The 23288-nt window shown below is 69.1% G+C and carries 26 protein-coding genes and 3 pseudogenes; 15 read left to right on the forward strand and 14 right to left on the reverse strand.

From position 1 onward, the window contains the following. Nucleotides 1–128: 128 nt before the first annotated feature. Nucleotides 129–548 carry a hypothetical protein gene (locus BX266_RS35920; protein ID WP_099896908.1) on the forward strand — a complete coding sequence of 140 codons (420 nt, stop codon included), beginning with the start codon at nucleotides 129–131 and terminating at the stop codon, nucleotides 546–548. A 334-nt stretch (nucleotides 549–882) separates the two neighbouring features. On the opposite strand, the gene BX266_RS35925 is transcribed toward BX266_RS35920, so the two are convergent. Next, nucleotides 883–1146 (reverse strand): hypothetical protein, encoded by a 264-nt coding sequence (locus tag BX266_RS35925; protein ID WP_099896909.1) that lies wholly within the window; start codon nucleotides 1144–1146, stop codon nucleotides 883–885. A 99-nt stretch (nucleotides 1147–1245) separates the two neighbouring features. After that, complete coding sequence (locus tag BX266_RS39140; RefSeq protein WP_180290323.1) at nucleotides 1246–1413, reverse strand: hypothetical protein; 168 nt, start codon at nucleotides 1411–1413, stop codon at nucleotides 1246–1248. A gap of 696 nt (nucleotides 1414–2109) precedes the next feature. Here BX266_RS39140 and BX266_RS35935 point away from each other — a divergent pair. Beyond that, nucleotides 2110–5004 (forward strand): BTAD domain-containing putative transcriptional regulator, encoded by a 2895-nt coding sequence (locus BX266_RS35935; RefSeq protein ID WP_143686824.1) that lies wholly within the window; start codon nucleotides 2110–2112, stop codon nucleotides 5002–5004. A gap of 157 nt (nucleotides 5005–5161) precedes the next feature. Here the strand turns inward: BX266_RS35935 and BX266_RS35940 are convergent, their stop codons facing one another. The 3 genes from BX266_RS35940 to BX266_RS40550 form a co-directional block, all read right to left on the reverse strand. Further along, nucleotides 5162–5494, reverse strand: coding sequence for a hypothetical protein (locus BX266_RS35940; protein WP_183096893.1), 333 nt, complete (start codon nucleotides 5492–5494; stop codon nucleotides 5162–5164). 277 nt (nucleotides 5495–5771) lie between these two features. Continuing rightward, nucleotides 5772–5948: a hypothetical protein gene (locus BX266_RS35945; protein WP_259465207.1), complete on the reverse strand. Its 177-nt coding sequence runs from the start codon at nucleotides 5946–5948 to the stop codon at nucleotides 5772–5774. Then, the gene (locus BX266_RS40550) at nucleotides 5869–6465 is read right to left on the reverse strand and encodes a CPCC family cysteine-rich protein (protein ID WP_259465208.1); all 597 of its coding nucleotides are present in this window, start codon (nucleotides 6463–6465) and stop codon (nucleotides 5869–5871) included. Before BX266_RS40550 ends, BX266_RS35945 begins: the two co-directional genes overlap by 80 nt. 115 nt (nucleotides 6466–6580) lie before the next feature. Here BX266_RS40550 and BX266_RS35955 point away from each other — a divergent pair, with 115 nt between their 5' ends. From BX266_RS35955 to BX266_RS35965, 4 genes are all read left to right on the forward strand, one after another. After that, on the forward strand, nucleotides 6581–7195 hold the full coding sequence (locus BX266_RS35955; RefSeq protein WP_099907180.1) for a hypothetical protein: 615 nt from the start codon (nucleotides 6581–6583) through the stop codon (nucleotides 7193–7195). 175 nt (nucleotides 7196–7370) lie between these two features. After that, on the forward strand, nucleotides 7371–7589 hold the full coding sequence (locus BX266_RS38220) for a hypothetical protein (protein WP_147437119.1): 219 nt from the start codon (nucleotides 7371–7373) through the stop codon (nucleotides 7587–7589). Between the two features lie 491 nt (nucleotides 7590–8080). Further along, nucleotides 8081–8713 carry a hypothetical protein gene (locus BX266_RS35960; protein ID WP_099907178.1) on the forward strand — a complete coding sequence of 211 codons (633 nt, stop codon included), beginning with the start codon at nucleotides 8081–8083 and terminating at the stop codon, nucleotides 8711–8713. Between the two features lie 136 nt (nucleotides 8714–8849). Beyond that, complete coding sequence (locus BX266_RS35965; protein ID WP_099907176.1) at nucleotides 8850–9155, forward strand: hypothetical protein; 306 nt, start codon at nucleotides 8850–8852, stop codon at nucleotides 9153–9155. Between the two features lie 183 nt (nucleotides 9156–9338). Here BX266_RS35965 and lexA read toward each other — a convergent pair. Together lexA and BX266_RS40555 are read right to left on the reverse strand one after the other, a co-directional pair. Beyond that, nucleotides 9339–9701 (reverse strand): annotated as a pseudogene (gene lexA / locus BX266_RS35970) (transcriptional repressor LexA); the annotation flags it as partial. A 58-nt stretch (nucleotides 9702–9759) separates the two neighbouring features. Next, nucleotides 9760–10176 (reverse strand): annotated as a pseudogene (locus BX266_RS40555) (DUF6192 family protein); the annotation flags it as partial. A 20-nt stretch (nucleotides 10177–10196) separates the two neighbouring features. On the opposite strand from BX266_RS40555, the gene BX266_RS40560 reads away from it, so the two are divergent. Beyond that, a complete protein-coding gene (locus BX266_RS40560) occupies nucleotides 10197–10511 on the forward strand; it encodes a hypothetical protein (protein ID WP_180290766.1) in 315 nt (104 codons plus the stop codon). 424 nt (nucleotides 10512–10935) lie between these two features. On the opposite strand, the gene BX266_RS35980 is transcribed toward BX266_RS40560, so the two are convergent. Then, on the reverse strand, nucleotides 10936–11547 hold the full coding sequence (locus BX266_RS35980) for an SMI1/KNR4 family protein (protein WP_099907175.1): 612 nt from the start codon (nucleotides 11545–11547) through the stop codon (nucleotides 10936–10938). A 406-nt stretch (nucleotides 11548–11953) separates the two neighbouring features. Between BX266_RS35980 and BX266_RS35985 the strand changes: the two genes are divergently transcribed. Continuing rightward, complete coding sequence (locus BX266_RS35985) at nucleotides 11954–12793, forward strand: IS5 family transposase (protein WP_107490751.1); 840 nt, start codon at nucleotides 11954–11956, stop codon at nucleotides 12791–12793. A gap of 279 nt (nucleotides 12794–13072) precedes the next feature. On the opposite strand, the gene BX266_RS35990 is transcribed toward BX266_RS35985, so the two are convergent. Next, nucleotides 13073–13336: a hypothetical protein gene (locus BX266_RS35990; RefSeq protein ID WP_099907173.1), complete on the reverse strand. Its 264-nt coding sequence runs from the start codon at nucleotides 13334–13336 to the stop codon at nucleotides 13073–13075. Between the two features lie 586 nt (nucleotides 13337–13922). Between BX266_RS35990 and BX266_RS40565 the strand changes: the two genes are divergently transcribed. Both BX266_RS40565 and BX266_RS36000 read left to right on the forward strand, forming a co-directional pair. After that, nucleotides 13923–14132: a hypothetical protein gene (locus BX266_RS40565; RefSeq protein ID WP_107490750.1), complete on the forward strand. Its 210-nt coding sequence runs from the start codon at nucleotides 13923–13925 to the stop codon at nucleotides 14130–14132. Beyond that, entirely contained in the window at nucleotides 14129–15001 is an 873-nt protein-coding gene (locus tag BX266_RS36000) for an IS3 family transposase (RefSeq protein WP_099907172.1), read from the forward strand. The genes BX266_RS40565 and BX266_RS36000 overlap by 4 nt, the downstream gene beginning before the upstream one ends. 49 nt (nucleotides 15002–15050) lie before the next feature. On the opposite strand, the gene BX266_RS38225 is transcribed toward BX266_RS36000, so the two are convergent. Next, entirely contained in the window at nucleotides 15051–15533 is a 483-nt protein-coding gene (locus tag BX266_RS38225) for a hypothetical protein (protein ID WP_143687109.1), read from the reverse strand. Nucleotides 15534–15652: 119 nt separating this feature from the next. After that, nucleotides 15653–16600 (reverse strand): integrase core domain-containing protein, encoded by a 948-nt coding sequence (locus BX266_RS36015; RefSeq protein WP_099907169.1) that lies wholly within the window; start codon nucleotides 16598–16600, stop codon nucleotides 15653–15655. Between the two features lie 76 nt (nucleotides 16601–16676). On the opposite strand from BX266_RS36015, the gene BX266_RS36025 reads away from it, so the two are divergent. From BX266_RS36025 to BX266_RS36040, 3 genes are all read left to right on the forward strand, one after another. Further along, complete coding sequence (locus BX266_RS36025) at nucleotides 16677–17417, forward strand: DNA/RNA non-specific endonuclease (RefSeq protein WP_120314469.1); 741 nt, start codon at nucleotides 16677–16679, stop codon at nucleotides 17415–17417. 190 nt (nucleotides 17418–17607) lie between these two features. After that, nucleotides 17608–17967, forward strand: coding sequence for a hypothetical protein (locus BX266_RS36030; protein WP_099907167.1), 360 nt, complete (start codon nucleotides 17608–17610; stop codon nucleotides 17965–17967). Between the two features lie 1141 nt (nucleotides 17968–19108). Next, on the forward strand, nucleotides 19109–19543 hold the full coding sequence (locus tag BX266_RS36040; RefSeq protein ID WP_180290765.1) for a Clp protease N-terminal domain-containing protein: 435 nt from the start codon (nucleotides 19109–19111) through the stop codon (nucleotides 19541–19543). Nucleotides 19544–19966: 423 nt separating this feature from the next. On the opposite strand, the gene BX266_RS36045 is transcribed toward BX266_RS36040, so the two are convergent. Next, the gene (locus BX266_RS36045; RefSeq protein WP_143687107.1) at nucleotides 19967–20437 is read right to left on the reverse strand and encodes a restriction endonuclease; all 471 of its coding nucleotides are present in this window, start codon (nucleotides 20435–20437) and stop codon (nucleotides 19967–19969) included. Between the two features lie 22 nt (nucleotides 20438–20459). After that, a pseudogene (locus tag BX266_RS36050) lies at nucleotides 20460–21462 on the reverse strand (IS5 family transposase). Between the two features lie 212 nt (nucleotides 21463–21674). Here BX266_RS36050 and BX266_RS36055 point away from each other — a divergent pair. Continuing rightward, nucleotides 21675–22088 (forward strand): hypothetical protein, encoded by a 414-nt coding sequence (locus BX266_RS36055; protein WP_099907162.1) that lies wholly within the window; start codon nucleotides 21675–21677, stop codon nucleotides 22086–22088. Nucleotides 22089–22119: 31 nt separating this feature from the next. Here the strand turns inward: BX266_RS36055 and BX266_RS36060 are convergent, their stop codons facing one another. Continuing rightward, the gene (locus BX266_RS36060; RefSeq protein ID WP_099907161.1) at nucleotides 22120–22659 is read right to left on the reverse strand and encodes a DUF6882 domain-containing protein; all 540 of its coding nucleotides are present in this window, start codon (nucleotides 22657–22659) and stop codon (nucleotides 22120–22122) included. Nucleotides 22660–22839: 180 nt separating this feature from the next. Here BX266_RS36060 and BX266_RS36065 point away from each other — a divergent pair, with 180 nt between their 5' ends. Beyond that, nucleotides 22840–23061 (forward strand): hypothetical protein, encoded by a 222-nt coding sequence (locus BX266_RS36065; RefSeq protein ID WP_099907159.1) that lies wholly within the window; start codon nucleotides 22840–22842, stop codon nucleotides 23059–23061. Nucleotides 23062–23288 lie beyond the last annotated feature (227 nt).

The following is a 23288-nucleotide window of genomic DNA, read 5'->3' on the forward strand; positions in this document are numbered from 1 at the left end:
ACTGTGTCGGAAGGGTGTTGGAGAACGGGAGGTTCGGCAGGTCGGGCTGGGTGAGCGTAGCCGGGTGATCTTGGGCGCTGCTATCGTGCGGGCGGCACCTGCCGGTACGGATGTTCGAACGGAGAGACATGCGCAAGTCGAAGCGGATAGCGGGGCTCGCCCTCAGCGTGCTGGGCATGACGACGGGAATGCTGTTCGCGGCTGCTCCCGCGCAGGCGGCGTCGACGCCCAGCGGAGCCTGCAACAGCGTCGGCAGCGGGTACTACCTGATCGACCAGCACTCGATCGGCACGATCGCCGACGTCTACCTGTTCTACAACGGCTCCAGCAACTGCGCCGTCACCTGGAAGCGCAGCCCGAACGGGACCACCCGGTACGACCTGAGGGTGAACATCGAACGGCAGAGCGACCTGAGGGACGCTCCGGACGCGGGCTACTACCTGTACTACGCCGGACCGGTGACCCTGAGCGCCAAGGGCACGTGCATCTCGTGGGGCGGCGAAGCGGAAGGCGTCCGCTGGTACTCCGGCTGGACCCACTGCGGCTGATCTCCGAAAACCCCGGCCCCGGCCCCGCACAGCGCGGCCGGGGCCCGACCCCCCCGGCCACCGGACGCCCCCATCGCACCGCACCCGTCGCATCGCACCCACCGGTCGGCCACTGCACGACCCGACCGCACGGAGCCAGACCCCACCGGCAGCACACCGACGCTCCACCACAAGATCAGCGACAGAGCCGAATTACGTGATCGTCCACAGCCCGCCGCCCGGCTCGCCCTGCCCCTGTCCGACCGTCGCCGCCGTCCCCGCCGGTGCCGCCCGCTTCGAATACCTCGTGCTGCAAGGCCTCGCCGCCCCCGAGGGCGGAACTCGATGGCTGACGTCATTCAGCGCGGCGCGTTCCCCGGGCACGACCACGGTATCGGGTCAGCCTTTCGGGCGGCTTACGGTCCGGATCGTAGGAAAAGGCCCCGATCGTCCCCGACCGGTCGGGGGGAAGCGCCGCGTTGCGGCGCACCGCGTGGGGGTAGGCGAATCGGTCCAGAATCGGAATGCGCAGCCAGACGCGGAGCCAGAACGGGTAGTCGTACGGCCGCAGTTCCACGCCCTGGCCCCGGTCGAGGTCGTTCCAGCCGGAGATCCGCATGGATGAGGCTCCTTCGCATATAGCTGGGCGCAGTCCCTCAACACTACGGGGCGCTGCGGAGCCCGGAACGTACCGGGATCCGCAGCTGCTGGCGTGTAATCAGGTCCCGCAGGTGTAGTGGCCGCTCGCACCGCGAAGCAAGGGGCCGGCGTGGTTGGTGTAGTCCTGGGAGGACTGGGCCCAGCGAATGGCGGTGAGGAAGTAGGCGTAGCTGCCACCGCTACCGCAGGAGTCGGACTGCGACTTCGACCTGCGCGTCTTCCGCATCCACGGCGAATACGTCCTGCGCACCGTGGACGACCCGGACAGCCACTGCACCGACCGTGAACTCCTGCACAACACTCCCGAACCCAACGCGTGTGCTGGTCGGTTCGTCTGCCGGGGCACGAGTTCGCGGCATGCCGCGCTGTGACGGCCTGCCGGTCTGGAACGGACGGGCCAGCGCGCGGGTGTGCCATGGAGCGGCCGGCAAGGCCGGCCCGAAGTAGTTGGGCTGGGAGGGACCGAGCAGAGGGACGGCAGGGCGCAGCGGAGGTAGCACGATGCTTCGCACGCATCGGTTCTGGGACATGTGGGCACGGAGTCGACGGGCCCGCAAAGAGCCCGGACCGAGCAGACGCTCGTGCTTGCGAACAGTCCTTGGCGGGCGGTGGACAACGAACTCCGCGCGAACGATCGGTTGGACAGCAACGCGTAGCGGCGCGATCGGCACCCGGGCTGGGCGGGACAGCAGTGCGTAGTTGCGGCGGCAAGGCCTCGGGGGTTGCCCGGGTGTCCCGCGCTCGCCGGCTCGACGGTCGTCCCGGCGCCCGCAAACTGCTCGACAGCGCCTGTCCGCAGGCTGAAACCCGCGCGACAACGTCCCGACAACGGATGGATAATCAGCTCGGCACACGGCGGCGTGGGCACTAGTTCGAGTGCTCCTGGGAAGGGCCGGTCCAGGCAATCGGAGGCGTGCGGTACGTGCGATTCGGTCTGTTGGGCGACCTGAGGGTTCAGGACGATTCAGGCGCTGCGCTCACGCTGCACTCCGCGCACGGTCGCGCCCTGCTCGCGGCGCTGCTCCTGACACCGAACCGGCCGGTCTCCCGCGAACGACTGACCGACGCACTGTGGGGCGCAAGTCCTCCACCCACGGCATCGGCCGCGCTCACCAATCAGATCGCTCGGTTGCGTCGCTTCCTCGGCCCGGGCGGCACTGATCGCCTTCGGACCGTCCCGTCCGGCTATCTGCTGCGGATCGGTCCGACCGAGCTGGACACCGAGGAGTTCACCCGGGCGGTCGCCGCCGCCGCCACCGCCCGGCAACGAGCCGACTGGCAGGGCGTCAGTAGTTCTGCCCATGCCGCACTGCACCTGTGGCGCGGCACGCCACTGGGCGACCTTCCCCTGGTGGCCGAGCAGGCACTCCCTGCTGTCCGGTCCTTCGAAGAAGCCCGGCTCCAGGTGGCCGAGTGGTTCTTCGAGGCCGAGCTGAACCTCGGCCGCCACGCGAGCACCCTCGCGGAACTCACTCGCTGGGCCGCCCTCCACCCCCTGCACGAGTCCCTCCACGTCCACCTCGTCACCGCGCTCTACCGCAACGGCCGCCAAGCCGAGGCACTCAACGCCTTCGACGGCATCCGCACCCGCCTCGCCGAAGAGCTCGGCGTCGACCCGGGACCGGCACTCCTCACCGTGCACCAACAGGTCCTGCGGGCAGACCCCGACCTCCTCCCGCCGCCGGCACCTGCCGCCGTCCCGACGAAGGCCGCCGCTCCCACCGTCGATCCCGAGCCTTTGGCGACGTCCGCGTCCGTCGGGACCGGCGCCGATGCGTCGGCACGGCCAGCGCCGGCGCAGCTCCCAGCTGACGTCTTCGATTTCACCGGCCGCGCCGACGTCCTGGCCGCGCTGACGGACAGGCTGGAAGCAGTCGCAGCCGACGGTGGCGCGTGCCTGCTGGCCGTGTCCGGTATGGGCGGCGTGGGCAAGACGGCGCTGGCCGTCCATGCCGCGCACCGGGTGCGGCACCTGTTCCCGGACGGGCAGCTCTACGTCGACCTCCACGGCTTCGGCAACGCCCAACCACGAAACCCGCACGACGTCCTGGCGTGCTTCCTCGGCGATCTCGACCCGGAACTGCTGGGCGCTCCGCTGCCCGAACACACCGACGACCGTGCCGGCCGCCTGCGAAGTGTCCTGTCCGACCGGCGGGTCCTTCTGGTCCTGGACAACGCCCGCGACGCCGAGCAGATACTCCCCCTCCTTCCCGGCCACAGCCGCTGCGCCGTCCTCGTCACCAGCCGGACCGCCCTGACTGCGCTGCCGGGCGCCCACCACGTCGCCCTGGAGCCGCTGGACGTCGACGAGCAGCGCGACCTGCTGGCCCGGGTGTGCGGTGCCGAGCGCGTCAACGCCGAACCCGACGACGCGCTGCGTCTCCTCGCGGCCTGCGGCGGACTGCCGCTGGCGCTGCGGATCACCAGCGCGCGACTCACCGCCCGGCCGACGTGGTCACTCGGCGTCCTGGCCGACCACCTGACCGGCAACGGCTCCCGGTTGCGCTCCCTGTCGGCGGGACACCTGTCCGTACGCGCCACCCTGGCCTCCAGCTACCTGGCGCTGCGGGACAGCCACGACCCCGTGGAGCGCGATGCGGCCCGCCTGTTCCGCCTGCTGGGCCTGTTGCCGGGCCTGGTGTTCGGCATTAAACAGGCCGCGGCTCTGGCCGATCGCCCGGAACACGTCGCGGCGGAACTGTTGGAAACCCTCGTCGACTACCAGCTCCTGCAGAGCCCCGAACCCCTCAGGTACCGCTTCCACGACCTGCTCGGCGAACTCGCCGCCGAGGCCGCCGTCACGGAGGACAGTCACGAGGACAGCGACGCCGCGCCGGTGCGGCTCATGGTGTGGTACTGCGCTGCGCTGCAGCACGCCGCAGACACTCTCTTTCCGGGTGTGCGGCGGATCGCCGTGCTGGCGGATCAGCCCGCTGTGGCACCGCCCGACTTCACCGGCGGGCCGCAGGTGACGGCCTGGTGCACCCAGGAGCTGAGCAGCATCACCACGGTGGTCCGTCACGCGGCGGCCTCCTCCCGCCCAGACCTGGCCTGGCGGATCGCCTACGGGCTCTCGGGCTACATGACCGCCGGCTGGTGGACCGGCGCCGCCGACGAATGCCGCGAACTGGCGCTGCACAGCGCCGAAGGGAGCGGTGACCTCCTCGGCCAGGCCCTGATGCTCGAACGGATCGGCGTGGTCCACGGCATGTCCGACCGATTCCCGGAAGCGATAGAGGCGCTCGCGGCTGCTCTCGACCGGGCTGAGCGGGCAGGACGCGGCGACATCGCGGTGAACGTCCTCAAGAATCTCGCCCTTTCGCACAGCATGATGGACGAGCCCGAGGCCGGCCTGGCCTACGCCCGGCGCGCGCTCGAACGCGGCGTCCCGGAGGACGACGACCTCCTGGTGAGCACCATGGCCTCCCTCCACCTGAAGCTGGGGGACTTCACGTCGGCCGAGGCGGGCTTCAGGAAATCGGTCGACGCCTGGCGGCGGCACGGCAACCCGTACAACACCGCCGTGGCCCTGTCCAACCTCGGCGACAGCCTACGAGGACTGGACCGACGCGACGAAGCACTGGCCGCCCTCGACGAAGCCCGCCGCATCAACGAGAAAATCGACAGCCCCGACGGCGTCACCGACTGCCTCCTGATCACGGGCCGCGTCCACCTTCACTTCGGAGGCTGGGACGAAGCCGACTCGTGCTTCCGAGCCGCCATCGGCCTCGCGCGCGAACACCGACTCCCCGCCTACGTCCAGGAGGGCGCGGAAGGCCTCGCCGAAGTCCGACGGCTCCGACCCACGCCAGCCTGACAATCGCGCGAGTCCACCCCGACGACACGGATGACGGACAAGAGCACGACCTTGTCATCTCTCCAGCAGCGCCGGCCCCTTGAGTACCAGCGACGCCATCCAACCCGAGGCGAAAATCACCCAAAAACCTAACAGAAGCGGTGTAAAAACCCTCTGATCAGCAGGCGACGCCGACGTGCGCCGACACCTCCAGCCGGCCCTGCCGCGTCCAGCAGACGTCGAGTTCGAGCTCCGTCCAGTCACTGTCCCCGGGCCTGTTGTCCACGGTGACGGAGGTCGAGAGGACGAGCGGGACCAGTGCCGTGTCGGGCCCGGGAAAGGCGGCGTACTCCGGCTGCCAGTACCACGTCGGCGCATCTCCGACAGGTCTGGCCGAGTCGAGCGCAGCCCCGGCAACCCGCAGCCGCGCCACCAGGGCAGCCGGGCTGCCCGGCAGGAGCAGGCCCAGCGGAACGGCCTCGAACACTCCTCGTTCCATCACCACACCCACCCGCTGATCATTGCCGTGATCGGGAGCCCTGACAAGGCGTCACCAGACCCGTGACGCAGGAACCGTGCCAGCAGGATGTCGGTGGCCGGCCATCAACCTGCGGGGCCACTCGACTTGAGCAGCCGGTACCAATCACTGTCCGCCGCCTCCGGCGGGGACCGGACTCTGGCCAAGTCCTGCGACAACCTGGCGAACAGGGTCCCAGCCAAGCGCAGCCCCACCCGGCACCGCCAGCTCGCGAGCTCCGCAGGACCGCGCGCCCCCGACTGCCGACCCCTCAGCCGTAATCGACGACGAACCCCGCAGTGGCGGCGCTGTACCTGGTGAGGTGATGGCGCAGCGCGGCGGCGGCCTGCGGCGCTCGGCGTTCCAGCTCAGCCCAGCGGATGAAGTGCAGCTCGCATGGCATGTCTACCAGGCCGGTGATCGCGTCCCGGAACGCGGACCAGTTCATGCCGTAGAACGAAGGGAACTGCAGCTTCCGCTCTCAGGATTTCGTGCAGGTCTTCTTCGCTGCCGACCGGGCCGACGTCGATCGTCACCTGTTGCTCCACCACCGGATCCGGATCCTCGGGCCGTCCCCAGAACGACGGAAGCCACCAGCACAGGACTGACGCGTCGGCGGGCCAGGGCCGAGGCACCGCGGTCCAGTCCTCGAAGGAGTCCGTGGCCAAGTCGATCGGGCGCCAGGCGGGATCCAGCGGCTCGTCGTCGGCCGGCGGTCGGACGAACCGCCGTTCGCGCTGGTCGCACGCGCCGTAGGCCCGGAAATTCTGCTGCGCCTCGACGAGCGAGAACCGGTTGGCGCCCGCCGGCCAGAACGGCCAGCGAAACTGCACGCGGTCGTCCTCCCAGTGGCAGACCGGGCAGATGACGTACGAGCCGGGCCAGCCGTCCTCGACATCGAAAACGAGATGGCCGCAGCACGGGCAGGGACGACGGTTATGCACCGGGCCAGCCTGGCCGGCCATCCCCACCTGCGGCAACCCGGTTTCCGCTCTCGTACGCCGGGCCGGCCCCTGCTGCTCCTGCTGTCGGCGACAGCGGATAGCCTCCGGCGGGCACGGGCGAGCGACGGGAGTGGGCGTGGACATCGAGGGAATGCTGGAGCGGCTCGGTGCGGTGATCGGGCCGCCGCCCGAGGGCGGCGTGGTTCCGGTCCCGTGGGAGCTTGCGCCCGAGGCGATCGGCTTCCAGCTGCCCGCGGACTACCGGGCGTTCGCGGACCGGTACGGGAGGGTCAGCATCAGGGGGGAGCTGCACGTTTACACGCCGTCGTCGGTGCCGGGCCCTGCGTTGGGTCAGCCGCCCGGGTTCGAGGGGTTCCGGTTCTACACGACGGAGCCCTACGGGTACTGCGGCATGTTGGCCCAGGCCTACGAGGAGGGGGACTACGAGGAGTGCCCGTACCCGCTGTTCCCGGCCGAGGGCGGCCTGCTGAAGTGGGGTAACAACTGGTGCTCCGACCAGTTCTTCTGGCTGATGCGGGGCCCCGACCCGGACCGCTGGCCGGTCGCCGCCAAGTTCGACTCGATGCAGCAGTGGGACCTCTTCGAGGGCGGATTCCTGGAGTTCGTGCTGGCGGCGGTGACGGAGGAGTACCCGTATCACCGGGATGTCGTCCCCCGCGGGGCGAGGTTCGCTGGTGAGGTCCGCGCCTACCGGTTTCGGGGCGACTGGTCGAAGTACCCTCAGGATTGAGCCAGGCACGGTCAACTGCCGGCTTCGACTGGGTGACCTGACCAACCGTCGGGTCGACGGCCGACGCGAGCGCCCCGGCCCAAAGCGTCGGTGCGGGCAGGCCACGCCCCTGAGCGGACGTTGGGTCTCCACTGGCAGTCAGAAGTCCTGGGCCGGTGGAGCGGTCGCCCGGCCGGTGGGGCTCAGGTCTGCTGAACGCGAGCGCCGATCGGGCGCCGTGGCCCTCGGCGGCACCGAGGAGCGCGCCCAGGCAGCCTACGACGACCTCGACCGGAACAACGACTACTGGCTCTCCGCGAAAGAGATCCACACCGCCTTCCGCGAGTTCCTGACCAGCGACGACCCCAGGAGCATCGCCGGCGGGTTCATCCTCGGCGTGCTGCGCGAGGCGTAGCGCGGGCCCACGACAGGACGCCCCGGGGGCCTGGCCTTCCCCGGCCCCCGGGTTGGGCGGTTTGGGGCCATAGGAGGAACTGACATTAGGGTCACGGGTTCGGCGGGCACAGCGCGTCGAGCCGGTCCTGTTCAGGCGGCGGATCCGGCGAACACCCCCACCCTGGCCAGGTTCCGGCGCAAGAATCGAAGGGTGAGCCTCACCTCCGAACTCGCCCGCCCCTCCTCGCCGATCAGCCGGTTCTTCGACCGCGAGCTGCCCGGCGCCGCGCCGGCACCCTCGCCGCGCAGTACGCGACGTGGGCGCAGCGGCAGAAGACCCGGGTACGGCCGCGGGCCGGCGGACCGATCGCCTGGCCCCTGCTCGGGCACACCATTGACCATCGGATTCGTGTCAGCCTCGATGCCGCCTACGGGCCGCCGCTCCGTTATGGGGTCGACCTGTTCCGGGGTTCGCGTCTGTTGTCGTGGCCGCGGAATGTCCTGGAGGCCGTGCATCGGTCCGGGCTCGACCTGCTCGCCGAACTCGACCGCTGCGCCCGGCCGGTGCCGCCCATGGTCCTGTCCGGACAGGAGGGCGAACACCTGATCCGCCTGTGCTATCTCGCGTCTGCCTACGAGTCGGTCTACCGCGGCGGCCCCGTCGATCCGGGCAGCCCGCTGAGCCGGGCCGACGCGGACACCACCCTGCCGCTCCTGCTCGACCAGGTCCCCGACTACGCCCTCGCCGACATCGGCGGCCAGCTCGAACTTGCCGCCCACCGCGAGGCACTGGGCTGGACCACCGAGAGCGGCCGCAGCCCGGTGTGCGGGCCGGAGTTCGCCGGCAGCGCCGACGTCGGCGGTGCCGACGCGGACCTCATCTGCGACGGCGAACTCATCGACTGCAAGGCCACCGTCCAGCCCGCTCGCCTCGGTGCGCGCGAGATCCGCCAGCTCGCCGGATACCTGCTGCTCGACTACACCGACCAGTACCAGATCCGTGCTCTGAGCCTCTACCTTTCCCGCCAGGGCGCAACCATCACCTGGAACACCAGCGAGTTCCTTGCCCGCCTCGGGGCACGCCGCCCCCTGCCCCAACTGCGGGAACTCCTCATCGACCACCTCGAGCGACAGGCCGCCTGACCGGCCCGGCCCCGCGAGGCCCATCGGAGATCCGTTCACGCGTCACTGATACCGGTGTTCGAACGGCCACCCAGCGTTGTCCCGCTGGCTTACGGTGGATCCAGTGCAGTCGCCACGACGACAAGGAGAGTGACCCATGGCCGAGCAGGCAGAGCCGGTACTCAGCACCATTGGCACCGCCTCATGGACGTACGAGGAGGGCATCGCCTACGAGGTCGCAGTGGAGGGAATCAGCCAGGTCGTCGGGGCCTACACCGGCCTGATCGCCGCCGCCCGCAACACGCACCCGGACTCCCCCGCCGTCGCCAACTGGAGGGAGCAGCAGCAGATCTGGGAGCGCCGCCGCCGCGACCTGCACCCCGGTGACACACAGAGAGTCGCTGACGTCCGCGCCGAGTGCAAGGCTCTCCTGGCCCGGCTCCGCGAGGACCTGCAGGGGTGAACGACGTCGATCGGACCCGGTACGTCGGACAGCGGCCCGGCTGACCGGCCGGCCAGAGCCACCGCGGCCACGGCGCCATGGGCCGGGCCATGCGGACCTCTCCGGAAGGCACCCGCAGCGCGTCAACGCCTGCGCGCCGCAGCAGTCCACGCCTCCCCCGCTGACGCCCCTACAGGCGCCGCATCACGCGACGACCTTGCCGAGGATGATCGCGCCGTCGCCCGGAATGGGCTCGTAGGCGGGGTTCTCGGGCATCAGCCAGATCTTGCCGTCGTCGCGCTTGAGGCGCTTGACGGTGGCTTCGCCGTCGATCATCCTGGCTACGATGTCGCCGCTCTCCGCGGTGGGCTGCCTTCTGATGGTCAGCCAGTCCCCTGGGCAGATCGCGGCGCCGATCATGCTCTCGCCCTGCACGGTGAGGGCGAACAGCTCGCCCTCGCCCACCAGTTAACGGGGCAGGGTGAGGACGTCTTCGACGGTCTGCTCGGCGAGGATCGGGCCGCCGGCGGAGATCCGGCCGACGAGCGGGACGTACGAGGTGGAGGGGGTCCACGAACTGCATCGTCGACTGGATCTGGTGCAACAGCGGCACCGGCGCGTTCACCGCCTCCGAGGCGGCGAAGTGCGTCACCTCGGCGGCCTGCTGGACGTGCTCGACCTGCGCCCGGTTCACCAGGTGCCGGGCCGTGCTATCGGTCATTGCCTTCAATGCCACCGTCGGTCGGCGCAGGAGGTCGGTGGCCACCGCCGCAGCGACGCTCTCGTCGGCGACCAGGTCGTGGACCTGCTCGATCTTCTCCTGCACCGTCACCGGGGTCTCGACGTGCCAGCCCAGCACCCGCTTAGCCGAATCCGGCGACCACCGGCTCTGGCCCGTGCGCCCGTCCAGCGGTGGGGCCAGGATCGTGTTGAAGCGCCGCTCCTCCTCGACCGAGCCCAGGATCTTGTGGACCGTGTGCGAGACACCCGCCTGCCGGTGCTCGGCCGGCCACCGCGAGGACGTCCACCGGTAGGTCTCCACCGTGCGGGTAGGTCATCCCGATGTCCGCGGCGAACCGCTCCAACGCGCTGGTCACCGTGGCCATCCCCTCCACCAGCGACGGGTTGTGCCCGCCGACCCGGCGCATCGGGGCGATCTCCAGCGCGATGTCCCCGATCCGGAACTGGAACCGCCTCATCTCCTCGACCAGCCCGCGGCCCTCCGCCACCAGCTCGTCGTACCGCTCCTGCGAAACCGCCCCGATCATCTCCGACATCCAGACCACCCGCCCCAACCCAGCCCGGGGTGCCTACACGTTCGCCGACGACCGACCCCAGCCTGTCGCCAGGATCAGCGCCAACTCGCCTGCTGGGTAAGGGCGTACGGGTTGCACAGGCCGCATCGGCGACCACGGCGGAGTCACTCCGGTTGCGCGCAGTCGCCCTCACGCCCAGTCCGACGCCTCCACGCCCGGGCTCGGCACCGCCCCGAGCAGAACTCCGCTCCCGCCGACCGCTCCCGCCCCACCGTCCACGAGGCCCCGCACTCCGGGCACACCGCTCGCCGACCCGCCCGGATCGCGGCCACCTTGACACCCGCACGCCGCACCGAATGCCAATACGCCGCCCGGCACCGCGCCGAACAGAACACCGCCCCCGCCCGTGCCGCCGTGCTTAGCCGATCACCGCACGCCGGGCACGCCCGCACCAGATCACCGGTCACCCGGCCAGCGTAGAACGGGGCACGCACCTTCCAAGTAGACGTGCCGGCATCCGCTGCCAGTCGACGTGCTCGCGTCTGTCACATGCCGCGGTGGGGGCCGTGCGTCGGCGTGGGGCGGTCGTCGGGTGACATGGGAAGCGGCTCCAGGAGCACCGGGCCGGGGTAGAAGGCGGAGCTGTTCGGGCCGACCATGTCCTCACCGATCAGGTAGCGGTAGAGCCACTCGGCGAAGCTCATCCGGTACTCGTACCAGGAGCCGTCGTGCTCGACCGCGCAGATCCGTACTCCTGTGCCGTCAGGCAGCGGGGCGAAGAAGATGTATTCACCGCGATCGGTGCTGGTGAGCGGAACCAGGCCGTCCTTGGTACCGAACGTCACCTTGCTCAAGCCAAGGACAGCGCGGGCGTTCTCCTCCGGCTCCAGCCAGTCCTCGCGCTCCCAGTCGAGCTCGGCCCAGGCGTCGGAGGTCTGGCGGATCTCCTTCCCGAGGTTCCAGCGCTCGGTGGCCGGGTGCTTGAGGTAGAGGTGTCCGTTGATCTGTACGGGGGCATAGGCGTCGATCACCGCCTTGTAGTCCTCGGGAAGCTTGGTGCCGAGCACGGCCTCCAAGTCGGCCCACGCTTCTGGGCTGGCGAACCGATCGCCGCCAGGGCCGAGCATGGCGAAGACCTCAGCGAGATAGTCCCGCACGGCTCTCCTCATCAGGTTCAGGGCGTTGGACGCCGCACCGGCGCCACCGCGAAGGCTGTGGCCTCGAGAGGGTAACCGGAGGGAGCGACATCACGGCCCGCACGAATGCGCAGTAGGCGCTCACCCACTGCCTGCCCCCTCACATGACATGAGCGCTTCAGGCACAGGCTCTCACTGGGTGTTTTGCCCTTATAGGCACTGGATTGCGGCGTTTTACGGTTCACTCGACGGTGTGTCTGCCGGGGCTGGTGAGACGGTGACCAGCAGGAGTGTCGCCTGCACACGGACCACCGCCTGAACTGCGAGCTTCCTCCTGTCTCATCCCAGGAAGCCGGGCCTGTGTGTACTTGTCCCGCCATCGCCGCGGCCTATGGGCAGAACGGCAGTCCCGCAGTATGCCGTCATCATGACGGATCGTCGACCGTATCCGAGCGACCTGTCCGACGCCCGCTGTTCCCTGGTCGAGCCCACCCTCACCGCCTGGCGCCAGGAACGTACCGCCCGCGCCCTCGCCTTCGGCCGGCCACCCGAGCACGACCTGCGCGACCTCCTCGACGCGATCCTCTACGTCGACCGCACCGGCATCCCCTGGCGTTACCTCCCACACGACTACCCGCCCTGGGAGACCGTCTACGCCTACTTCGCCAAGTGGCAGCGCGAGGGAGTGTTCGAGCAGCTCAACGGCCTCCTCCGGCGCTTGCTCCGCACCGCAGAAGGCCGCGATCCAGAGCCAACGGCCTGCATTCTCGACTCGCAGAGCGTGAAGACCTCGACCAACGTCCCCGCCGTGAGTCAGGGCGCCGATGTCGGCAAGAAGATCGTGGGCAGGAAGCGGAACATCGTCACCGACACGATCGGCCTGCTGCTGGTGGTGCTGGTCACCGCCGCGAGCGTCCAGGACAACGCCGCCGGCCGACAGCTCCTGACCACGGTGGCAGCCGAGCATCCCAGCGTCGGCAAGGCCTGGGTCGGCATGGGATACAAGAATGCCGTCGTCGAGCACGGCGCCACGCTCGGTATCGACGTCGAGATCGTCCGCCGAGACCCCGCCACCAGGGGGTTCGTCGTCCAGCCCCGCCGCTGGGTCGTCGAGCGGACCTTTGGCTGGCTCATGAACCACCGCCGCCTCGCCCGCGACTACGAAGCCCTCCCGGCCCGTTCCGAAGCCATGGTCCACGTCGCCATGATCAACCTCATGACCCGCCGACTCACCAGCGAAACCACCCCGACCTGGCGCGGAACCTGACCCCCGAAGTCAGGGACGAAACGCCCAGTAAGAGAAAATCCGCCGTTCCGAGCATCCGCATCACCAGCAGGCCGGAGGCGGCGAAGGCGAGCACCACGGCCGGACCGGCGGCGATGCCGGCAATCTCCCGAATGAGATGACTTCTTGTCCCGGCACAGGCCGCTACAGCATTACGAGTAGGCCGACTTTAGTGGATGCCGGTTTTTAAATCGGTCGGAGGTCAACGGAATTGGCGGCAGTTCAATTTCGGCGCGGCATCTGTCAGGCGACGTGGTTCCGCTACACGATCGGCCTCCCGCTCTCGCGCTGCCGGGCGGCCTCCCTCTTGTCCTCCGCCTTCGCCCGCATGGCCACGGCCTTGGGGGAGTCGCCGTACCACCACCACGTGTATCCCGCGCCCGCCAGGTACACAGCCACCATGCCGAAGAAGACCGGGTTCAGTCCCAGATGCCTGCCTCTGGCCAGGTCATAGACGGTCCAGAAGGTGATGACGATCGCGCCTGTGACCAAGGTGCGCAGAGTCTTCTTGGTGCGGAGATTCATTCTGCGAACTGTAGGGCCCTGCGGCGGTGTTGGCCAAGCATTACGGTGGACGGAAATACCGGGCCAATCTGCCAAAACCACGCTATTTGATCATCGGAACCTGCGGCCCGTTGGGTTTCCCTTCAACGCGCGCACACGAGATCCGCCGACAGTCCGTGTGGAGATCCCGGGACGAGACCTGGCGGTGCTGCCCACACCGCCGGTGCTGCGCCGGCCCCGACGCGGGCGCTACTCGAACTCGAGGAACTCGGCCTCGAGGGATGGCCGCGAGGGCAGGGCATGGCGTCCGCGCCGCTCACCGCGAAGACTACGGGCGACCTACAACAACTGCTACGACGGCGTGATGCACGTGCTCGCCGCCCTCGACCTGGCCACCGGGAAATGTACTACCGCATCCGTCCCCGCAAACGCTGTCGCAAGTGGGCTTGATCCGCTTTGACGGACACTCCTGATCAGGGGCTTCGGCCTCGGAAGGATGATGTCCATCATGGAGAGCATGGGGAAGAAGAAGCCGAGGCCCAGGCGCTCGTTCACGCCGGAGTTCAAGGCCGAGATCGTCGACGTGTGCTAGCGCGGCGACCGGTCCATCGGTCAGGTCGCGAAGGACTTCGACCTGACCGAGACCGCGGTGCGCGACTGGATCCGTCAGGCCGAGGTCAACGCTGGCGAACGGGACGGCCTGACCAGCGACGAGCGCGAGGAACTGGCCCGACTGCGGCGGGAGAACCGCCGCCTGCGCGAGGACGTGGACATCCTCAAGCGGGCCACGGCTTTCTTCGCGAAGGAGACCCGGTGACGGTCCACCCGTTCATCGAGGCGGAGAAGCAGGCAGGGCACAACGTCAAACGAGCGTGTGAACTGCTCCAGGTCTCCCGTGCCGCCTTCTACGCTCGCCGCAACGGCGAGCCCGGTCCCCGCGCCGTCCGCGACACCGAGCCGACCTCGAAGATCACCGAGATCCACGCGGACTCCAGGGGAAGCTACGGAGCCCCACGCGTCCACGCCCAGCTCCAGCAGAGCGGCGACCGGTGCGGACGACGCAGGGTCGCCAGGCTGATGCGCCAGGCAGGCCTTGAGGGTCGGCACCGCCGCCGGCGCCACCGCACCACGATCCCGGACCCGCGGGCGGCCACCCGGCCGGACCTGGTCCTGCGCGACTTCCAGCCCGACCCGACCGCCCTCGATGCGCGCTGGTGCGGCGACATCACGTACATCCCGACCGAGGAGGGCTGGCTCTACCTGGCCACGGTCATCGACATCGCCTCGCGTCGTGTCGTCGGCTGGGCCACCGCCGACCATCTGCGGACCGAACTGGTCGCCGATGCCCTGCGGGCAGCCTGCCGGACCCGCCGCCCATCGGGTCCGGTGATCTTCCATACGGATCGCGGTTGCCAGTACACCAGTCGTGAATTCGGTTCTCTGGCAAGTGACTTCGGCGTCCGCCTGTCGGTCGGACGGACTGGGCAGTGCTGGGACAACGCGCTCGCCGAGTCGTTCTTCGCCACCCTGAAACGGGAGCTGGTCGGCGACCGAACGTGGCCGAGCCGGGCGGCTGTCCGTTCCGCGATCTTCGAGTGGATCGAGGGCTGGTACAACATACGCAGGCTGCACAGCAGCCTCGGCTACCGCAGCCCCGCCGAGTACGAGACCGTCCTCGCGGCCTGACCACCACACCAAAGGTGTCCGTCAAAGCGGAGCAAGCTCAGAGTACGTCTCAGCAGTTACGGGACTGGACGGCGAACGCGGTCGGTGGGATACCACGAGCGTCCAACCGAGACATTAGCTCCACCATCTGATCCGCTGTCACGGCAATCCAGAGGGAGGCTCCCGAGTCACTCGCGCTGAACACCAGCCGGTCCCCTCGCCAGCCTTCGGCCTGGATCGTGTGGGGAGCCAAGTCCAACAGCAGCCCGAACTGCGCGTCGTCGCGGACGTCAATGTCGATCCCCATGCCGGGATCGGCGCGCCGGGGGCGAGTGCCGTCGTTCACTGCTTCCCGGGCCAGGGACATCACGCGCTCGTATGAGTGCATTACTGCGGGTGGCCAGGCATGGTCACTGTAGGCGTCAAGGTAAGCCGCGTCGATGCATGCGCGCAGCACCTGAAGCGCCTCGCGATGCGCGAGCACGACGCCCTCAGTACTCAGACCGTCCACGAGTACGAGCTCGTGAGTTGGGTCGCCATCATGGTTGATCACATGAGGACCCTCCCATACGCGGCCTTCGCAGGTCCCCTGAGAAGGGCTCTCGCCACGACGTGATCTTTGTCAGACACGGCCTAGTGCTAGAGGAGGGCGTGGCGTCACATTGTCCCGCGTCAAGCAGTTGGCAGGTTTTCGGGTTCGGGAAAGTTGGGGATGAGCGGGTCCGCGGCGCCGGTGTGGACGTCGTGGGTCCGGTTCCAGGCCAGGGCCTCGTGCGGTCGGACGGTGTTGTAGTCGCGCCGGTAGTCCTCGGCGTGCCGGACGAGGTCGAGGGCGTCGGGGATCTCCTCGAGGAACAGCTTCTCGTACTTGAGCGAGCCGAAGCCGCGCTCGCGTGAGCCGTTCTGGCCGGGCGTGCGGACCCGGGTGCGGACGTGTCGCAGTTCGGGGCGGGTGGCGATGAACGCCTCGATGCGGAACGAGCGGAACGGTCCGCCGTTGTCGGTGACGATGGTGACCAGCGGCTTCACGGTCCCGTCCGCGTCGCGCGGGGCGAGCTCGGCCAGTGGCTTTCCGGCCAGCGACTCCGCTTCCCTGATGGCAAGTTCGATCGCGGCGATGGCGTCGTGCTGGTTCGCGGTGGGCGACACGTGCCAGCCCAGCTCGTACTTCGACCAGTAGTCCCGGCAGCCCGCGAGCCGCCAGGTGCCACCCGAGGCGGTCTCGAACTCGGAGAAGTCGAGCTGCCAGACCTGGTTCGGGCCGGTCGGCCCGGTCGCGAAGGCGGCCTTGCGGCGGGCGGCGAGCTGGCGCCGTTCCCGCTGGTAGTTCGCCTCCAGCAGCAGGCCCTCGTCCCGCAGCAGCCGCAGCACGGTCGCCTGTGAGACGCGGTGGCCGTCGTGGCGGCACATTGCCCACACCTTGCGGTGGCCCCAGGCGGGGTGGGCCAGCGCGTGCCGACGGGCGGTCTCCCGGACGCTCTCGCGGGCCGGGCGCGGCCACGGTCCTCTGGCCTGCACGCCCTGGCGGGCGCGGGCCTGCTGGCGGCGCCAAGTCCGCTCGGGCACGCCGATGAGCCGGCAGAACCTCGCGGTCGGCATGCCCGACTCGGTGCGGATCACCTCGAGGTCCTCGAAGGGCCCAGTCGGCCCTCCGCGGACTTCTTCCACACCCGCAGCTCGACCGCGGCCTCACCCAGTGCCTGGGTCAAGCCGGGGGGCGACCATTGCCATCGACGAACTACTGGGCGACGAACCACAGCCGGAACCCGACCCGGAACCCGACCCGAGGTCCGGACCGCGCCCGACCCCTCTCGACCAGCAGCGCAAAACCGACTGTCGCAACGCCGGTGGACAGGGCTGGGTCAACCTTGGCAGCACCGACCCGAACTACGGCAACCGTGCGACCGGCATCGAAGCTTGCCTCGACAGCGCCTACCTGGCTACGCACCCGGGCAGCGACCCCGACGTGAAGAAGGTCACCCCTCCTGGCTACCTGTGGGGCAAGTCGTATGCGGGCTGGCTCGGTTTGGACTCGCGCTACACCATCAATGCCTGCCATCTGCTCGCTAGCCAGCTCAGCGGCTCCGGAACCGACCTGCGCAACCTGTCGACGTGCTCCCGCGCGGCCAACACCTATACCAGTCCGCCCGGATCCATCGACGAGAACATGTACTACTGGGAGGACCAGGTCAAGGTAGCCATCGATAGCGGGCAGGTCGTCCACTATCGGGTGGTGCCCAAGTACCTTGGGGACCGTACCGCTCCGGTCTCCTACGAGATGACGGCTGAGGGTGTCTACTCGGACGGCCGACCCGGCATCAGGTTCGACGAGCCGGTGCCCAACATGCTCTACAGCCCGAGCCGAGGACGGAAGAATCTAGGAGCAGTGACCGACAGCCGCACCAACTTGCCCGTACCTATCGGCGCCACGCCCTGATCACAAGGAGTTCCGATGAGTCTGGACCGACTCAGGGCGATGATGCCCGCCCCCACGAACCGAGGGGAGCCGATCGACTGGGCTGCCGCCGAACGGGGCACAGGGCCACTTCCCTACCGACTACCGCGAGTTCGTCGACATTTACGGTATCGGCTCGATCGACGGCCACCTCGGTATCGGACATCCGCTGGTGATCAGCGGGCCGGGCGAGGCTCCGATCGACGTCGAGCAGCAGACCAGTGATGCCCGGTTCCACTTCGCACGGGTACGCACAGGCCTGCCCGACGAGGTGACCGACGCTTCGGCGCTGCGCGGCTGGGGCGACTCCGACGCTGCCGACACGCTCGCCTGGATCGCGGTCGATCCGGACCCGGACCGCTGGCCGGTCGTGGTGTGGAGCCGGTCCAAGGGCCGATGGCTGGTCCAGGAGAGCGGAATGGTCGACTTCCTGGTCGGCCTGCTCGCAGGCGAACTTGCCGAGTGTCCACTGAGCGACCGGTCACTCTGGGGCTGCCCCGAGCAGGAGTACATCCCTTGGTGGGAGGAGTGATCGCCAGCCATTGAGCCAGGCTCGCCACAGTGGACCACCTGGTCGGCGCCCGGGGCTGCCCGGCCTGCCCGAGCGGCCACCTGTGCACCCGCAACGTCGACGCCCAACCCGTCGGCTGAACCACCACCGCTCATCGCTGCGCCCGCCCCGGAACGTCCCGGGGCGGACGCAGGGGTGTGTCCAGTGACTGGTGTATCTGATGACGGCACCGACACACCCGAAGGTGCTCTCAACAGGTCCGCCGCCATCTCGACCGGCCGGACCTCTTCAACCGCCTCAACCGAGGCAGTCACGTCGCTCATCAGGTGCTCTTCCTTGATCAGGAGATACACCGGTCACCGTACAGACCCTCCACTGGCGGCGGGGGGGACCCACAGGTTCCACCCGCGCTGGGGGAGCCCCCGCGCAACGGGCCCCGCAAGATGACCCGTGGGTACCAACGCCTCCGGCCGCTGCCAAGAAAACCCAGATCTACTCGGAGGAACCCCCCGGTCCAGTTGCCCGAGGATCAGGCAGTCGCGGTCGGGTAGGGCGGCGAGCTTGGCGCTCGGTCAGCGATGCCCGGCACGGTAGCGTTCCCGGGCCGGGCCTGCACCCCTTCCTGGAAGGGGTCTTCGAGGCTGTCGCGATGGCTGTCGCGCCCCCTGTCGCGATGGGTGCTGTCGCGCCCTGTGACCTGTACGGATACCCGGATTCCCCCGTGCTGGGGGTCGGGCGCGACAGGCTCGCCGCGACAGGGCGTCAGCCCGAACCCCCGGTCATTCCCAGCGGATGCCGAGCCTGGTGAGGCGGGCTGCGCGTTCTGTGGGGATGGTGGCTTGTCGTGTGCGGGTGTTGGCGATGTAGAGGCCGAGGTTGATGCGGATTCACCGGCACTTCCGACCAGCGCCGCCACGCGACGGTGAACACCTCGGCCACCAGGTCGTCCGTACTGTCAGCACCTGCCCGCCTGCGGACGTAGCGCCACACTGCGGTGTAGTGCTCGTCGTACAGCGCGCTGAAATCCTCAGGCACACCCATCGGCTCCCCTCTCCTCGGTCTTCACCCTGGATATGTCCGGCACCCCGACAGTTCTTACAGCCCGGCCGAAAAAAACTTTTCGGGCCTATGCCCGATGACGGCTGCGGCTAGCCTGCCCCCCATGCCAACGACTCCTGGTTCAGCCCGCCGCACAGTCGTCGACCTCGCCAAGAAGGAGGCCTGGGAACGCAAGCACACTCAGACCGACACCGGGCACCTCCTGCTCGCCGTACTCGCCGTCGCCGACGAACAGGTCGCAGCAGAGCTCGCCGCACAAGGCATCACTGCCGAGCAGATCCGCGACATGGTCGAGGATCGCTGGGCGGCCGGACTGACCGACGGGAAGCCCTGGAGGTTCCTCGTCCCGTACGGCGAGATGCCGCCCTTCAGCTTCCAAGCCGGCGAGGCGATCGAGCAAGCCACCCTGGCATCCGGAGACGACCCCGTACGCCCGGTGGCCGTGCTCTCCGCCATCACCAGCGGCAGCACTCTCGCCGCAACCGTCCTCCGCACACTTCGCGCCCTGGATGCCAAACCCGGCAACATCACACGCTGAGGGCATGTCTGCGACAGCGAGGCTTCATAGGCGCGGGTCCTCACCTACGCAGCCACCTCGTCGTGCAGGCTGTGCCATCGCCCCCTACTACGGTCGACTGGCCGTTCACGGCCCCGGCGGTGGTTCCGACCCCCCGGTCCGGGAACCATCCGGACCTGGACAGCGAGCACCAGGACCAGGCCGGCCCGGTCGGCGAAGCGCAGGTCCGGGAGCTGACCGAGCAGCTGCGCACCGCGATCGAGGACTCCAGGCCGCCGTCCTGGTCCTCGCCCGCCGGGTCCGCGCCGCCCACCAGGCCCGCGCGTGGACCGTCCTCGGGCACCCGTCGTGGTCGGCGTACGCGCTCGCGGAGTTCGAAATCGGCCGCTCGACCGCGTACCGGCTGCTCGACCTGGCGACCGTCGCCGAGGCGACGGAGAGGGATCAGCTCCAGGGCGGCTGGCCGACTCCTTCCGCCCAAAGAGCCAGTGCGCGCCGGTCGACGGCGCGGATGCCGACTTGGGTGCAGAAGTTGGCGGCGGCCTTGGTGAAGGTGCTGGTGGTGACGACCAGGGCGAGGTCGCAGCGGTGGACGTCGCGGTAGGTGCCGTTGACCTTCTGGACGTCCTGGGAGCCGACCAGGGTCTTCGGTGCGTAGCGCTTGGCCTGGATGAGGATGCGCTGTCCGGTGGGGGTGGTGGCCAGGACGTCGGCGCCGCCGACGACGGTGACCTTGGTGCAGCCGTCGCGGCGGCACAGCGTTGCCAGGGCGTGCTCGAAGTCCTTCGGGCCCATCGTCAGGAACGCCCCGATGTGCCGTAACTGGGCGACTTGTGCCTCTTGTTCGCGCCGAGAGGTCACCGCCCGGCTGCGGACCACCACAATCCCGGCGGCCAGTGCGGCGGCCAGAAGCACTAGGGACCGTATTTGGTCGTGATCAAGAGGTGGCCTTGGTGAGGTCCTTGATCCAGATCATCGAGGCGCGGAGGTGGAGGCCGGCGAGGTAGCTCTCGGGTGTCTTGTCGAACCGGGTGGCAATGCCCCGCCAGGCCTTCATCCTGTTGATCAGACGCTCGACGGGTTCCGTTCCTTGTAAAGCTCGGCGTCGTGGCGGACGGGCCGGCCGCCCCTGCCGCCCTTCTTCTTGCGGTTGGCGGCCTGGTCCCGCTTCTCCGGTATGACGGCCTTGATGTGCCGTTCGCGCAGGTGGGCGCGGTTGCCGCGGGAGGAGTAGGCCTTGTCCCCGGCGACCGCGTCGGGCCGGGTGCGGGGACGGCCGACGGGCCCGCGGACCCGGACCTTCGCCAGCACGGGGATGAACTGCGGGCTGTCGGCGGCCTGCCCCTCGGTCAGGACGATCGCCAGCGGGCGGCACTTGCGTTCGCCGGCGATGTGGACCTTGCTGGTCTGCCCGCCTCTGGACCGTCCGAGCAGGGCCGCCTTCAGGCGGAGTCTGCGTCTGCGACGGACGCGTCGTCGCTCGTTCCGTCCCGGGTCGTCTGCGGTGTGCTGCCCGTCTTGTTCCTTCGGGCGGCCCCCTTTTGCCGGGCCTTCTCCGCCTCCTCGGCGGCCTTCTCCAGGTCGGCGAGGGTGTCGGGGTCGAGGTGCATCCCGGCGGCGTCGTGATGGGCCCGGACGGTGGTGGAATCCACGCTGACCAGTGACAAGTCCACCTCACCCCGCTTCGCGGCCGCCGCGATCGCGCCCTCCAGAATGGCCTCGAACACGCCGGCGTCCCGCCACTGCCGGAAGCGGTTGTGGACCGTCGACCAGGCACCGAACTCGCTCGGCATCTCCCTCCACTGGCCGCCCGTCCGGAACCGCCAGATCACGCCCTCGAACTGCCGACGCAGCCGCTCGGGGTACGGGCCGTACTCGCCAATCGGCAGGTACGGCCCGATGAACTCCCACTCGGCATCAGTCAGTTGCACTCGCGTCACACAACACGATCTATCGGATCAGGCGCGACCGCGAAGGCGAAACCCGCAGATTGATCACAACCCGATACGTGCCCTAGGACGGCTCTGACGCCGTGATCACTCCGGCCACCGCGAGATCGTCTCGTCTTGATCATCGCCGTGCGGACCGGGGTACTTCTGTGCGCGCCACATTTCGGTGGCCTGGGCGGTTGTGACATGAGAGCCTCACGACCGTGGCCACTGAAATCGAGGTAGGAGAGGTTCTGCACCAGCGCGGCTGGCGTACCGCGTTCACGGTCGCTGAAAGGGTGAGCGCGTGGGCCGCTCTGGTGAGCTCCATCGAGCGCGGCTACAGCGACGACATCTCCGAGTACACCAACGACCTCTACTGCAGAAACTGGCTGCACGAGGCGTGGCTCCTGCTGGACGAGTACGTCATCCAGATCTGGACCCCACAGATCAAGGCCCTGGACGACCGGTACAAGGCCGCGACCGTTGACGACGACGGCCAGGCACTCGACCAGTTCCACAAGCTGCCGGGCCCTGACCTGTGGTGGTGGCGGCGACACCCCCGCATCCTCGCCGGAGAACTTGGGCGCCTACTTCGCTCAGCCGGTGCCATCGGCATCGCCCCGGAAGCAGCATGACGCTCAGCCTGCCCTGGTTACGGGACAGCCCTTAGCTGACGTCGATGGCGAAGGTGGAGACGCTGCCATCCGCCTTCGTCAGGGTGACCGGCCCGAACGTGATGATCACGTAGGAGGAGTTGCCCCCTGGACCTCTGTAATACCCGGTCGCTCCGGTGACCCGGAACGCCAGGGCTGCGAGCGTCGAAGCAGTCTGTTCGTCGGCGTCGATCTTGGGCTGGGCCAACTCGGGATGTCCGTGGGTTTCCGCCCACTCGCAGAAGCTGCGGGAGTCGCGGCTCATATCGGGGAGGAGGCTCTGGTTGGCCCAGGCCCACATCCATGAGCCGGCCCGCGGAGCGAAGCTTCCCAGGATCTGCGCGGGCGCAGTCGCGGTCTTGTCGGGGAAGGTCCAGGTGATGATGCCGGTCGTCTGGTCCAGATCCCAGCGGTCCGCCGAGCCCAGGCCCCAGGACATGTGAGCCCGACCCACCTGCTCGATCATGTCTTCACCCTGCAGCAGGAGTGCGCTCAGGTCAGCTCGCTCCCCAGCCTGACCTGCACCATCCGCATTGATTGCCCTCTTGAACATTCGCACGCCGCGGAGTCTGCCAGATGCCCCGCCCGACCGTGCTCTCTGCCCGCGGCGGGCCGTTCGTTCTCTAGAGGAAGGCGGCCTAGAGAGGAAGGCGACCTAGAGCTCCCGCCAGCGCTCGGCGTGGTGGCCGGGCTGGCTTTCCCACGGGCCGGTCAGGGTGACCAGTCGGTTCCAGTGCTCGGCGATGTCGCGCTCGACGGCCTCGCCGTCGTCGTGCCGGTCCAGGGCGGCCAGCAGCGGATCAACGAGCGCAACGACGGCGAACTGCCCGGCGGCGGCTTCCTCGCCCAGCTGCACTGCGCGGCCCACTCCGGCCGAGAGGTCCGCTGGGAGGAGACCGTCGACGCGGCGACGACCCTCGGGTGGGTCGCGGACCTGGTGGCCGAGCACTCCTGACCCCGGGCCGACGCCGGCCCGCAAGCTCCGATCGCCCCGGCCACCGGGGCCGTCGCCGCGCCGGCGTCGAGTCCGCCGTCCTGCCGCGGTTCCCGGCCGCCGCGGCTCCGCGAGGTTTGTGGCCGCCGAACACGGCACCATGCTCTCCAGGGACGCCGGCCCAGCCATCGTGGAGCAGTTGCGGGGCGCCGCCGCACCCACCCACCCCGGAGCAGGAGATCCTCGGC

Source organism: Streptomyces sp. TLI_171, assembly GCF_003610255.1.
In the GTDB taxonomy this organism is placed as follows: domain Bacteria; phylum Actinomycetota; class Actinomycetes; order Streptomycetales; family Streptomycetaceae; genus Kitasatospora.